This is a genomic window from Azohydromonas caseinilytica, assembly GCF_012927045.1.
Lineage (GTDB): Bacteria > Pseudomonadota > Gammaproteobacteria > Burkholderiales > Burkholderiaceae_C > Azohydromonas > Azohydromonas caseinilytica.
In genome coordinates, this window is the sequence record NZ_JABBFW010000001.1 from 425,263 (window position 1) to 438,168 (window position 12,906).

Genomic DNA, 12,906 nt, shown 5'->3' on the forward strand with positions numbered 1-12,906 from the left:
AGACGCCACATCCCCCTCTTGTCCATGCCCACGTTCAACGTCTCCCGCTACAGCCGCCCGGCCGTGGTCTTGCACTGGCTGCTGGCCCTGCTCATCACCGGCACTTTCGCGCTGGGCCTGTACATGCACGAGCTGCCGGTGTCGCCGCAGCGCCTGAAGCTCTACAGCTGGCACAAGTGGGCGGGCGTGGTGATCCTGGCGCTGTCGGCGCTGCGGCTGCTGGTGCGGCTGCGCGGGCCGCGTCCGAGCGAGCTGGCCGCGCCGGCTTGGCAACGCCAGGCCGCGCACGCCACGCACCATGCGCTGTACCTGCTGTTCTTCGCCGTGCCGCTGGTGGGCTGGGCCTACAGCTCGGCGGCGGGCTTCCCCGTGGTGCTGTTCGGCGTGCTGCCGCTGCCGGACTTCGTGCCGGTGAACAAGGAGCTCGCCGCGCTGCTCAAGGGCTGGCACAAGGGCCTGGCGCTGACGCTGGGCGCGCTGGTGCTGCTGCACCTGGCGGCGGTGCTCAAGCATCAATTCATCGACCGCGACGGCCTGCTCGCCCGCATGGGCCTGGGCCGCGCCTGACTTCCCTCCCCCAAGGAACCACATTCCCATGGCTCAACGCATCCTCACCGCGCTGGCGCTGGCCGCGGCGCTGTCCGCCCCGGCCTGGGCACAGACCCCGGCCAAGCCGGCTCCGGCCGCCGCCAAGCCCGCCGCCGCGCCCGCCCCGGCGCAGCTGGTGGCGGCGCAAAGCGAGGTCGCCTTCACCAGCCGCCAGATGGGCGTGCCGGTGGACGGGCGCTTCCGCCGCTTCGAGGCCCAGGTGCAGTTCGACCCCAAGAAGCCCGAGACGGCGCGCATCGCGCTGAAGGTGGACCTGGCCAGCATCACCATGGGCGCGCCCGAGAGCGAGGCCGAGGTGGTCAAGCCCGAGTGGTTCAACACCGCCAAGTTCCCGCAGGCCACCTTCACCTCCACCGCGGTCAAGGCGCTGGGCGGCAACCGCTTCGAGGTGGCGGGCCAGTTCGGGCTCAAGGGCATCACGCGCGACATCGTCGTGCCGGTGACGCTGGCCGCCGCCGGCGCCAACACCGTAGCCACCGGCAGCTTCACGCTCAAGCGGCTGGAGCACCGCATCGGCGAAGGCGAATGGGCCGACACCTCCATGGTCGCCAACGACGTGGCCGTCAAGTTCAAGCTCACGTTCAGCGGCATCGCCCCGCTGTGAGTGAACCCGGTCCCGGATTCCGAGTCTCCCCGCACGCCGGCCGTCCCGCGGCCGTGCCTTCCCGTTCCACTCCGACAAACCAGAACCCGCACATGAAGAAGACCCTTGCCCTGGCCGCCCTGGCGGCCGTGACCGCCGCCGGCATCGCCCCCGCGCAGGCCGCCACCTACGCCATCGACCCGACGCACACCTTCGTCACCTTCGAGTTTCCGCACTTCGGCACCTCGACCAACCGCGGCCGCTTCGACAAGAAGGAAGGCACCGTCGAGTTCGACCGCGCCGCGCGCACCGGCCGCGTCGAGCTGACGCTGGAGACCGGCTCCATCAGCAGCGGCACCCCGACCTTCGACAAGCACCTGCGCAGCGACGACTTCTTCGCCGCCGAGCAGTTCCCCAGCGCCAAGTTCGTGGCCGACAAGTTCAGCTTCGACGGCGACAAGGTCACCGAGGTGTCCGGCCAGCTCACGCTGCGCGGCAAGACCCACCCGCTGGTGCTCAAGGCCAACCGCTTCAACTGCTACCAGAACCCCATGCTCAAGCGCGAGGTCTGCGGCGGCGACTTCGAGGCCGTGATGCAGCGCAGCCTCTGGGGCGTGAACTGGGGCCTGAACATGGGCGCACCCGACAACGTCAAGCTGCTGATCCAGGTCGAGGCCATCAAGCAGTAAGCCGCGCCACCGCGGCCCGCGCCGCTTCCCGCGCACCCCGCCGCCGCCCAGGCCGCGGGGTTTTTTCATGCCCGGGCCCGGGCCGGCCGGGCAGGCGCAATCGAGGGATTGGGCAAGCCGCGTTCCCCCTTAGGGGTTTGCCCCACCCAAGCGGGGCCCGACGCGTCGAGGGGTCTGCACCCGCCGCATAAGCTTCCTCGCAAAGGTTTCTTCAGCTTCCTGGAGTGTCGCGATGAGCAGTCAAGGCTGGGTGCAATTTGCCGTCATGGTGGCCGCGCTGGGGCTGATGCTGGTGCAGAGCTTCACCAGCTGAGCGCAGGCGGCGCCGCGCTCAGGCCATCTCGGCCGGCGCGCCGCGCGCAGGCGCCGGGGCCGGTGCCACGCGGGCGTCCAGCCCGATCGACGCCACCGGCGGCGCGACGCCGCCGGCGCGCAGCAGCGGGCCCAGGCGCTGTGCCGGCAGCGGATGGGCCAGCAGGAAGCCCTGGTACAGGTCGCAGCCCAGCGCCACCAGCCGCTGCTGGTCCTCCACGCGCTCCACGCCCTCGGCCACCACGCGCATGTCCATGGCGTGGGCCACGCGCACCATGGTCTCCACCAGCAGCGCGGCGTCCTCGCGCCGGGCCAGGCCGTCCACGAAGACGCGGTCGATCTTGAGCTTGGCGCAGCGCAGCCGCAGCAGGTAGGCCAGCGAGCTGTAGCCGGTGCCGAAATCGTCGATGGCCAGCGCATAGCCGCGCGCCTGCAGCGCCCGCACGATGGAGTCGGGGCTGTCCAGGTCCTCGAACACCGTGGTCTCGGTCAGCTCGAACTCCACTTCCTGCGGCGTGAGGTTGAGCCGGTCGAGCTGCTGCAGGAAGCGCTCGCGCTGCGTCTCCAGGCGGCACTGGTGCGAGCTCAGGTTCAGCGCCACGGGCGGGCAGCGCAGGCCCTGGTCGGTCCAGGCGTCGATGTCGCGGCGCAGCTGCTGCATCAGCTCCAGCCCCAGCTCGCCCACCAGGCCCGCCTCCTCCAGCACCGGGATGAACTGCGCCGGCGGCACGCTGCCGCGCTGCGGGCTGTGCCAGCGCGCCAGGCCCTCCAGCGCCTTGAGCCGGCCCTGCGCGTCGAACACCGGCTGGTAGGCCAGCTCGAACTCCTGGCGCGCCAGCGCCGCGCGCAGCGCCTGCTCCAGCGCCCGGCGCTCGCGGTGCGCCTCGCCCAGCGTGGCGGTGTAGCGGCTCCAGGTGCCCTTGCCGCCATGCTTGGCCTGGTACATCGCCATGTCGGCGCAGGCCATGGCCTCGTCGGCCGTGCCCGCATCCTCGGGCAGCAGCGCCACGCCCAGCGAGACGCCGATCTTGAGCGAGGCGCCCTGGTACTCGATGCGCCGCGGCAGCTGCTCGACGATGCGCTGCGCCACGGCGTCGGCCACCTGCTCGTCCACCGGCGCGCACAGCAGCACCGCGAACTCGTCGCCGCCCAGGCGCCCGACCACGTCCTGCGGCCGCACCAGGCGCTGCAGCCGCTGCGCCACGGTGCGCAGCACCACGTCGCCGGCGGCATGGCCGCGGCTGTCGTTGACGAGCTTGAAGTCGTCCACGTCCACGCACATCAGCACCGCCGGCAGTCCCGTGGCCGCCGCCTCGGCCAGCGCCGCGGCAAAGCGCTCGCGATTGGCCAGCCCGGTGAGCACGTCGTGGTGCGCGAGGTAGCGCGTGCGCGCGTCGGCCTCGCGCAGCTGCGCGCGCTGGCGCCACGAGCCCAGCATCACCACGCCCAGCGACAGCACCATGATCAGCACCGCCGCGCCCAGCACCGTGGCCAGCGCGCGCCACACCGGCGCCTGGTAGGCCTGCACCTGCAGCCGGCCCACGGCGATGCCGCTGGAGAGCACGGGCACCTCGGTGAAGACGCGCCCGCCCTGGCGCTCCAGCCACTGCGGCGGCTCGTCGCGGCGGAACTGCGCCAGCGCCTGGCCGTTGTGGCGCTGCAGCTGCGCCGAGGCCACCGCCGGCGCGGCCTTGAACGCCTCCAGCAGCGCCAGCGCCTCGGCCGAGTCCTCGAACACCACCGCCGCCGCGGCCGTGCGCGCCACCAGCTCGGCCTGCGTGCGCAGCGCCTCGCGGTGCCGCGTGTCGAGCTGCACGAACTCGAACAGCCCCAGCAGCAGCACCACCATCAGCATGGCGATGCACGCCAGCAGCGTGTCCCCGCTGCGGCGCAGCAGCAGTCCTCCGGTCATGGCATGCCCTCCGCACGCACGAAGCGCGCCAGCCGCAGCAGACGCGCATTGATCTCCAAGCCCGCGCGGCGCGCGGCCTGCAGCTCGATATCGAAGACGATGCGGCCCTGCTGCGGCTGCAGGTTGAGCATCACGCCGCGCTCGGTCAGGCCATGGCTGTCGCCCACCCACAGCAGCGCGCGCGGCAGCGACGCGGGCAGCACGGCCTCGGGGCCGACATAGGCGATGTGGCAGCCCGTGATGGGAACGGCCGGCGGCGGCGCCGCGCCGCGGCGCAGCTCGATGCGCCGGCCGTTGAGCGCCGTGCCCTCCCAGCCGCGCAGCGTGTCGGCCAGCGGCCCCGGCGCCAGCAGGCACAGCTGCAGCGGCTGCGCGGGCGCCACCTCGGCGGGCCACTCCACGAACTGCAGCGCGCGCCACAGGATCTGTGCCTTGAGCTCGGCCTCGGGCAACGGCTGGGCCAGCGCCAGCGCCGCGCCCAGCGCCAGCGCCAGCAGCGCGCCCAGGCCGCGACCGCAGCACAACGAGGGCAGGACGGTGCAGCAGGCCACGGCGCTTCAGAAGGCCTGCTGCCAGGACAGCTCGAGGCGCCGGCGCTCCTGCGGGATGCGCGCGAGCTGCACCTCCACCGGCGTTGCCGGGTCCCAGATCCGCTCATCGGTGAGGTTGAGCGCGCGCAGCCCCAGGCTGCGGCCCGGCGCGGGCTGCCACTGCAGCACCGCATCGACCGTGCCCTGCGCCGGCAGCAGCGGCGAGCGCCGCCCCAGCGCCTGTGCCTGCAGCCCGGCGGACCAGGACGGCGCCAGCGGCGCCAGCACATGGCCCTTGGCGATCCAGCGCGGCGCGTCGCCCTGCCGGCCCTGGCCGTCGCGCACCTGCTGCAGCGTGACGCTGCCGCGCAGCTGCCACCCGGCGGCCGGGCGCCACTCGCCCTCCACGTCCAGCCCGCGCGTGCGCAGCCGCGACATGTTGCGGTACTGCCCCACCCGCTCGCCCACCAGCTCGATCAGGTCGCGCAGCCGGTCGCGGTACAGGCTCACGGCCAGGCGGCCGTGCGTCCCGACGCTGCGCTCCCAGGCCAGCGCCACGGTGCGGATGTGCTCGGCCCGCAGCCCCGGGTTGGCCCGCTGCGCCATGCCGCCGTCGTCATAGAAGCGCTCGGCCAGGTTCGGCACCCGGAAGCCCTGGCCGTACAGCAGCTTGACGGCCTGCGGCGCGCTGGGCCGCCACACCAGCGCCAGGCGCGGCGACAGCGCGGCGCCATGGTCCTGCACCCGGTCCACGCGCGCGCCGCCGGTCAGCGCCCACTGCTCGGCCAGGCGCCACTGGTCCTGCGCGTACAGCGCGGCCTGGGTCTGCGTGTCGCGCCGCCACAGGATCGGGGCGCCGCCACCGACGTCGAAGTTGCGCTGCACGGCGTCGAACACATGCCGCCCCTCCACGCCCAGCGTGAGCTGGTGGTTGAGCCAGCCCCGCCACTGCAGCCGCACGTCCGCCCCCAGCCAGCGGCCATCGAGCTCGTCGCGGTTGAGCCACGGCGCCCGCGGCTCGCCGTACACGTAGTCGCCCTGGAACCGGCTGGCCGACAGGTTCAGCCGCGTGCTGGCGCGCCAGTCGCCGCGCCAGGCGCCGTCCCAGGCCACTTCGGCGTAGTCGTAGCGGTCGACGTAGCGGTTGCCGGCCACGCCGGGCAGCGTGCCGTAGGCGGCGATGGCCGAGTCCTTGACCCGCTCCTGGCTCACCAGGGTCAGCCGCCAGTCTCCGCGGCGCCATTTCAGGAACAGGCTGCGGTAGCGCGTGCCGTCCAGGCCGGCCACGCGCCCGTCCGGGGCGGCGGGGCCGGCCAGCGCCGGGTCCTGCAGCGTCTCGCCGTCGCTGGCGTGGAGCGCCAGGCCGGCGAACAGGTCCGCGTCGCCCTCGTTCCAGCCGTAGTTGAGCACCGCGTCGCGCGTGCCGAAGCTGCCCGCGCCCACGCGCAGCCGCACCCCCGGCGCGTCGGCCCCGTCGAGCGTGACGGCATTGACCACGCCCAGCAGCGCGTTGGAGCCGTACACCGAGGAGGCCGGGCCGCTGACCAGCTCCAGCCGCTTGACCCAGTCGGCCACGATCGGGAACTCCCAGCCCGGCAGCGCCTGGTCGAAGAGCGCGTCGTTGACGCGGTAGCCGTCGATGCTCATGAGCAGCCGCGCGTTGTAGTCGCCCGGGCGGCTCAGGCCGCGCAGGCCCACGCGGCCGTAATCGCGCGTGGTGCCGAGGTAGATGCCCGGCAGCCGCTCCAGCATCTCGCCCACGGTGCGGTGCCCCAGCGCCGCGGTCTCGGCGCGGTGGATGGTGCTGACCACCGCCGGCGCGTCCAGCGCCGACTCCAGCAGGCGCGAGGCGCCTTCGACCTCGGTGTCGAGCAGCGCCTCCAGGTCCTGCAGCGCGGCGCTGTCGTGCCCGGCCCAGGCCGTGCCCGCCGCCAGGGCGGACAGCAGGACCACGACAGCGGCGGGGGCGGAACGGGAGGTCAAGGTGCGGGAGTCCGGAGCGCCCACGCCGGGGCGGCACGGGACAACCCGCATACATCGGCAGCGCGAGGGCCGGCTTAAGCGCGCGGCCCGGCCTGGAGACAGGAATCGGCGCCGGATTGTCCAGAAAAACCAAACAATGCCCTCATGTATTAAGGGTCTTGTTCAGGAAAGCTGACCAATCCACGGCAGCACGCCGGCTCAAGCGTCCGCCCCCTGCCCCGTCATGCCCGCTCAGGCGGGCATGACGACATTGCTTCCACGGCCTGCTTCGCCGTTCGGCCGCCTTGAGCTTTCCCTGGGCAGCGCCAGGGCTGCACGGACTTCACCCCGCCGCCTGCCCGCTGCGCGCCGCGAGCTGCGCGCGCAGCTTCTTGAGCCGTTCGCGCGGGTCCTCCTTGGTGGCGGATTCGTGCAGCTTCATCTCGGCGATGAAGCGGCTGGGCGCGGCCTGCACCGTCTCGCGCCCGCGCTTGCGCCGGCGCAGCACGCTCACCGCCAGGGTGCGGCGCGCACGCGTGATGCCCACGTACATCAGCCGCCGCTCCTCCTCCAGCCGCTCGGCCGTCATGTCCTCGTCCTCGCTGCGGAAAGGCAACAAGCCCTCGTTGACGCCGGCCAGCACCACGTGCGGCCACTCCAGGCCCTTGGAGGCGTGCAGCGTGGACAGCGTCACCACGTCCTGCTCGGTGCCGCGCTCGGCCAGGCTGATGATCACGCTGATGCTCTGCGCCACCTCCAGCACCGTCTTCTTCTCGCTCTCGAAGGTGCCGCCCTCCTGCGTGATCTCGCCGCCGCAGCGCCGCGCCACCCAGTCCACGAAGTCGATGACGTTGTTCCAGCGCGCCGCGGCCAGCTTCTCGCTGTCCTCGCCGTCATGGAGGTGCTTCTCGTAGCCGATGTCCGTCAGCCACTCCAGCAGCAGCGCCCGGGCGTCCTCGTTGCCGCTGGTGTGGCGGGCGCGGTACTCGAACTCGTTGACGTAGCGACCGAACTCGTGGAGGGAGTCGATGGCCTTGCGGTTGAGCGCCGTGGGCAGGCTCTCGGCAAACAGCGCCTCGAACATGGACAGCTTCCACTTGCCCGCGAACTCGCCCAGCGCCGCCAGCGTCTGGTGGCCGATGCCGCGCTTGGGCGTGGTGACGGCGCGCAGGAAGGCCGGGTCGTCGTCCTGGTTGACCAGCAGGCGCAGCCAGGCGCAGAGGTCCTTGATCTCCGCCCGGTCGAAGAAGCTCTGGCCGCCCGAGACCTTGTAGGGAATCTGCGCTGCGCGCAGCTTCTGCTCGAACACGCGCGCCTGGTGGTTGGCGCGGTACAGGATGGCGAAGTCGGCGAACTTCAGCTCCGCCCCGCCCTGGGCGCGGATGCTCTGGATGAAGGCCACGGCGCGCTCGGCCTCGTGCTCCTCGCCGTCGCACTCCACCAGCCGCACCGGCTCGCCGTCGCCGAACTCGCTCCACAGCTTCTTCTCGAAGATCTTGGGATTGGCGGCGATGACGTTGTTGGCCGCGCGCAGGATCGCGCCGGTGGAGCGGTAGTTCTGCTCCAGCGGAATGATCTTGAGCTGGGTGAAATCCTCCGGCAGCCGGCGCAGGTTCTCGATGGTGGCGCCGCGCCAGCCGTAGATGCTCTGGTCGTCGTCGCCCACCGCCGTGAAGTGGCCGCGCAAACGGTCGTCGGGATGGTCCACCAGCGCCTTGAGCAGCTCGTACTGCACCGAGTTGGTGTCCTGGTACTCGTCCACCAGCACGTGGCGGAAGGTCTCCTGCCACTTGCGCCGTGCCTCCTCATCGGTCTGCAGCAGCTTCAAGGGCAGGCCGATGAGGTCGTCGAAGTCCACCGCCTGGTAGGCCGAAAGGCGCTCCTCGTACAGGCGCATCACGCGGGCGGCGACCTCCTCTTCCGCGTTCTGCGCGGCGGCCATGGCCGTCGAGCTGTTGAGGCCCTGGTTCTTCCAGAGGCTGATGGTCCATTGCCACTGGCGCGCGGTCTTGTTGTCGGTGCTGCCGCCGATGTCGCGCAGCACGCCCAGCACGTCGTCGGAGTCCAGGATGGAAAACTGCGCCTTCAGGCCCAGCCGCGCGCCGTCCTCGCGCAGCAGGCGCACACCCAGGGAGTGGAAGGTGCTCACCACCAGGTCGCGCGCGGCGCGCGCGCCCACCAGGCCCTTGGCGCGCTCGCGCATCTCCTGCGCCGCCTTGTTGGTGAAGGTGATGGCCGCGATCTGTTTCGGTTCCAGCCCGTGCTGCAGCAGCCGGGCGATCTTGTGCGTGATCACCCGCGTCTTGCCCGAACCCGCCCCGGCCAGCACCAGGCACGGGCCTGCTAGATGGTGGACGGCTTCGAGCTGGGCGGGATTGAGGGTGTCGGCCATGAGGGAGGCGGGAGGGAACGGCGGGGCGGGAGGCGCGGGGGCGGAGGCCGCCGTGAGGACGACGGGGGCCGCGCAAAGCGGCGCGCATGATAGCCAAGGCCCCGGCGAGGCGTCGCCGTAAGGGCAGCGCCGCAAGGACGGCGCGGCCGGCCCCCGTGCGCGAGGCTCAGCCGCCTTCGCGCAGCGTGGCGAAAAACCGGTTCGGATAATCCGTGATGATTCCCGTCACCCGCTCGGCCGCCAGCGCCTTGAATTTACGGATTTCGTTGCAGGTCCATACGAAGGTCATTTTTCCCTGCGCCCGCACCTCGCGCAGCCCCGAGGGTTCAAGCTCCCCGCGGACCGATCCAAAACCCAGGGTGTCGAAATCGTCGTAGCACCCCGGATTGAAGGCGTCGGCGTCCATCAACGCCAGGTATGCGCCCGGCCGGGCCAGGCGGTCGCTGGTCAGCACGCCGGTGCACAGATCCGGCAGGAGATTCCTGATGTCCAGCAGCTGCCGGTGATCGAAGGAGGATACGAGCACGCTGCGCCGCAGGCCCAAATCCTCCACGGTGGCGGCCACCTTGGCCGCGATACCAGGATAGAACCTGGGGACGGTCTTGACTTCTATATTGACCAGCAGGTCCAGCTCATACGCCAGTTCCAGCGCCTCGCGCAGCGTGGGTATCCGGACATGGCCCGAGGAGTATTCCTCGATTTCAGCGCCACTGACATGCTGCCGCAATTCCGGCTCGGAAAGCGACTGCAGAAAAGGCTGGCGCCCGGCGGCGGGAAGCGCCAGCTCCTTCACATACCAACTGCCCGCATCCAGTTGCCGCAACTGCTCCAGCGTGAAATCGGACAGGAAATCGCTGCCATGCCCGGGAAATTTCTCTGCCCAATCGGTGCACCGGGCCAGCCGGTCGTCGTGATGCACCACGGGCACGCCATCGCGGCTCAGGTGCACATCCAGCTCGACCATGCCGCAACCCATGGCGGCCGCCTTGCGGAAGGCCGGGAGGGTATTTTCCGGCGCAAAAGCGCGCGCACCGCGGTGGCCGATGCAGCAGGTCGGGGTGCCGGCATCAATGGTCTGCGCCCCGGATGGGGAAATCAGCTTTCTCATGTCTTGCGGCGTCCTCAATGCTGGTCCGGCCACACCCAGCGGCCACTGGCCTGCCAATGATGGTCGAACCACGCGCTGAACGCTTCTATGAAATGCGCGGCGACCTTGGCGTCCCGTCCCTTCGTGAACCGGTCGAGCCGGATGTACGGGTTGGGCGAGCCCTTCAACGCCCCGGCTTCCAGGCTGCACAGGCTGATGAATGCCGTGGACTGGTTGATGAGAAAACCGTGCATGCACGGCGGGGTGGCGTAGGTTCTGCAGGCAAACTCGACTTCGCGCTGCAAAAGCCTGTTCCGGTTCGCCTCCACTCCGAAATACTTCTTGATGCCTCTCTCGGAATTGAGAGCCGTTTGTGGCGATACCGTTGCGCTCCACAAATCCGCACAAGCTTCGGACTTTTCATCCACCATGATGGAATGCCAGACAATGGATCTGACCACTCCATTCTCCAGCAACCTTTCATAAACCATTGGCCAAGTGGATTCCATGTCAAGCGCAATATTCTTGATGGTCACCACCCCCTGATTCTTCAGGATTTCATTCCTGATCGCCCTGGTCAGTGGATCAGCAATATTCGTCACCCCCAGGGGGGCTTCCACTTCCTCCCCCCAAACAGCCTGCACCTGCTGCGAAATTTCTTTGCATATCCGCTCAAGCGCCTCACCCTGCTCTGCGAAGTTGGGCGGATAGATGATGAAGTTCACATTCTGCAGATCCGTCATGATCCTGTAGTTGTTGTTTTTCATCCTGGGCATGAGCGCGAAAGTGCGCTTGCGCCCGAGTTTGCCCAGAAACAGGCCCAATTCAAATATCACGTTGTCGCGGGGGGAGCGCTGCGTCTTTCCTCGCGAAGTGCTCTTGTCTTCAGCACCAAAGATGACCAACGCAAAATCATAATTATCGGAAGCCTGCATGAGCGAATCCAAAAGAAATTCGCCGGGCCTCTTATAGTTCTCGCCCTCGTCCCATATATTTATTTCAAGCTCATTCCCCAGCCTTTCCTTGATGGCCCGCGCAAACTTCAGAGATTCACTGGAAGATGCGATAAACATGCTGGGCAAAATCTTCATGATCCCTCCCGCTGCTGCAAGGAAAAGTCCACATGCCACCCGGCCCAGGGTCCGATGAAATTCCCGGCCGGACCCGCAGGGCAAAGGCACCGGCGCACCACAACAATAACGGAAGGAAGGCCATGCGCCGGGTGCGGCATTACCGTCCGTCCTGGTTCTCACCTTTTTCCGCAGTTCCTTACCGCCATGCCCCTGATCATCAACATCACGCTGCCCTTTTTCGCCCTGATCCTGTGCGGCGGGGTGGCGGCCCGGCTGCGCTGGCTGCCCGCGGGCGCCGTGCCGGGGCTCAATGCCTTCGTGCTGTATTTCGCGCTGCCCTGCATGCTGCTGCGCTTTGGCATGCGCACGCCCGTGCACCAGCTGCTCGACCCCACCCTGCTGGCGCTGTACGGGCTGTGCGCCCTGGCGGTGGTGGGGCTGGCGCTGCGGGCTGGCCGGGCGCTGAGCAGCCCGGACGCCGCCTTCGGCGCGTTGGTGGCGGCCTTCCCGAATTCCGGCTTCATCGGCGTGCCGCTGGTGGCCTCGCTGCTGGGGCCGGCGGCGGCAGGGCCGGTGATCGGCACCCTGCTGGTGGATATGACGCTCACCTCCTCGCTGTGCATCGCGCTGGCACAGCGCGGCCATGGGGACTGGCGCCGGCTGCTGCGCCGCCCACTCACCAACCCGCTGCCCTGGGCCATCGGCGCCGGGGCGCTGCTGTCGGCGCTGCAGTGGCAGTTGCCCGCGCCGGTGGACGGCCTGGTGCGCATGCTGGGCGACGCCGCCAGCCCGGTGGCGCTGTTCACCGTGGGCGCGCTGCTGGCCGGGGCCCCGGCGCCGCACGCCGGCGCGCGCGGCGTGCTGCCCACGGTCGGCCTGAAGCTGCTGCTGCACCCGGCGCTGCTGTGGCTCGGCGGCAACGCGGCCATCAGCCTGGGACTTTCCCTGAACCGTGCCGATCTGGCCGCCCTGACCCTGGCCGCGGCGCTGCCCAGCGCCAGCAACGTCACGCTGCTGGCCGAGCGCTACGACGCCGATGGCGGCCGCGTCGCGCGCATCGTGCTGGTTTCCACGGTGCTGGCCTTTGCCAGTTTCAGCGCCCTGGCCTGGTATTTCGGCGCGGGCAACCGGGCGTGATGCGCGTGAATTAGGCGGCGGCGGGCTGCCGCCGAATTTCGGGCGCACCGAATCGAGGCCCCAACGCCGCGCCCAAACTGCGCCCTGGCCGCACCAGGCCCGCGAACGGGCGCGGCACCGCCGCTGCCACCGCGCCTCAGCTTCCGCAGCCAAGTCCTTGCAGCACGCCAGCTTTCCCCAGCTGTCCACCGAGAATGTGGATAACTTTGTGGGCAAGCTGCCGATGGCGGCGCCAAGTGCTTGATTCCACAGGGCTCCACAGCCCCTGCCCGGCCTTTGGGCAGGCGAGTTCACCTCCTTGCGAATCAAGCACTTAGCGCAATCCGGTTCACGGGTCCCGTGCGCTGGTGCGGCTTGAATAACTCAATTTCCGCCGCCGCCAGCCTGGGGATAAAACGGCGTACGGCGCGGGCCGCGCGGCGCCCGGGTTTCCGAGGCGGGCAACACCGGCCGGCCGAATATCAGCGGCGAGAACAAACACCGGGGATGTCGGTATCCCGGGCCATGCAAAGCACCCGGTGAGTTATTCAAGCGGTACGCCCTTCTGCACCGAATCTGTGGACAAGTCAGTGAGCAAGCTGCCGATGAGCGCCTTAAGTGCTTGATGCGCATGGCACCCG

10 protein-coding genes are annotated in these 12,906 nt (G+C 69.8%); 4 read left to right on the top strand and 6 right to left on the bottom strand.

The annotated features are described in order from the left end of the window. Nucleotides 1-24 precede the first annotated feature (24 nt). The 3 genes from HHL10_RS02095 (at nucleotide 25) to HHL10_RS02105 (ending at nucleotide 1,881) form a co-directional block, all read left to right on the top strand. Nucleotides 25-567 (top strand): cytochrome b, encoded by a 543-nt coding sequence (locus HHL10_RS02095; protein ID WP_169158877.1) that lies wholly within the window; start codon nucleotides 25-27, stop codon nucleotides 565-567. 28 nt (nucleotides 568-595) lie between these two features. Then, complete coding sequence (locus tag HHL10_RS02100; RefSeq protein WP_169158664.1) at nucleotides 596-1,213, top strand: YceI family protein; 618 nt, start codon at nucleotides 596-598, stop codon at nucleotides 1,211-1,213. Between the two features lie 92 nt (nucleotides 1,214-1,305). Further along, on the top strand, nucleotides 1,306-1,881 hold the full coding sequence (locus HHL10_RS02105) for a YceI family protein (protein ID WP_169158665.1): 576 nt from the start codon (nucleotides 1,306-1,308) through the stop codon (nucleotides 1,879-1,881). A 331-nt stretch (nucleotides 1,882-2,212) separates the two neighbouring features. Here HHL10_RS02105 and HHL10_RS02110 read toward each other — a convergent pair whose 3' ends face one another. The 6 genes from HHL10_RS02110 to HHL10_RS02135 all read right to left on the bottom strand — a co-directional run bounded on the left by HHL10_RS02110 (nucleotide 2,213) and on the right by HHL10_RS02135 (nucleotide 11,167). After that, nucleotides 2,213-4,105, bottom strand: coding sequence for a putative bifunctional diguanylate cyclase/phosphodiesterase (locus HHL10_RS02110; protein WP_169158666.1), 1,893 nt, complete (start codon nucleotides 4,103-4,105; stop codon nucleotides 2,213-2,215). Next, the gene (locus tag HHL10_RS02115; protein ID WP_169158667.1) at nucleotides 4,102-4,656 is read right to left on the bottom strand and encodes a YfiR family protein; all 555 of its coding nucleotides are present in this window, start codon (nucleotides 4,654-4,656) and stop codon (nucleotides 4,102-4,104) included. The genes HHL10_RS02110 and HHL10_RS02115 overlap by 4 nt, the downstream gene beginning before the upstream one ends. A 6-nt stretch (nucleotides 4,657-4,662) precedes the next feature. Continuing rightward, on the bottom strand, nucleotides 4,663-6,618 hold the full coding sequence (locus HHL10_RS02120) for a TonB-dependent receptor plug domain-containing protein (protein ID WP_169158668.1): 1,956 nt from the start codon (nucleotides 6,616-6,618) through the stop codon (nucleotides 4,663-4,665). 322 nt (nucleotides 6,619-6,940) lie between these two features. Further along, nucleotides 6,941-8,989, bottom strand: a complete 2,049-nt coding sequence (locus tag HHL10_RS02125) for an ATP-dependent helicase (protein ID WP_169158669.1) — start codon at nucleotides 8,987-8,989, stop codon at nucleotides 6,941-6,943. A 166-nt stretch (nucleotides 8,990-9,155) separates the two neighbouring features. After that, a complete protein-coding gene (locus HHL10_RS02130; protein WP_169158670.1) occupies nucleotides 9,156-10,097 on the bottom strand; it encodes a glycerophosphodiester phosphodiesterase in 942 nt (313 codons plus the stop codon). A gap of 14 nt (nucleotides 10,098-10,111) precedes the next feature. Then, nucleotides 10,112-11,167, bottom strand: a complete 1,056-nt coding sequence (locus HHL10_RS02135) for a TIR domain-containing protein (RefSeq protein WP_169158671.1) — start codon at nucleotides 11,165-11,167, stop codon at nucleotides 10,112-10,114. Between the two features lie 186 nt (nucleotides 11,168-11,353). On the opposite strand from HHL10_RS02135, the gene HHL10_RS02140 reads away from it, so the two are divergent. Beyond that, nucleotides 11,354-12,286 (top strand): AEC family transporter, encoded by a 933-nt coding sequence (locus HHL10_RS02140; protein ID WP_169158672.1) that lies wholly within the window; start codon nucleotides 11,354-11,356, stop codon nucleotides 12,284-12,286. Nucleotides 12,287-12,906: the final 620 nt, after the last annotated feature.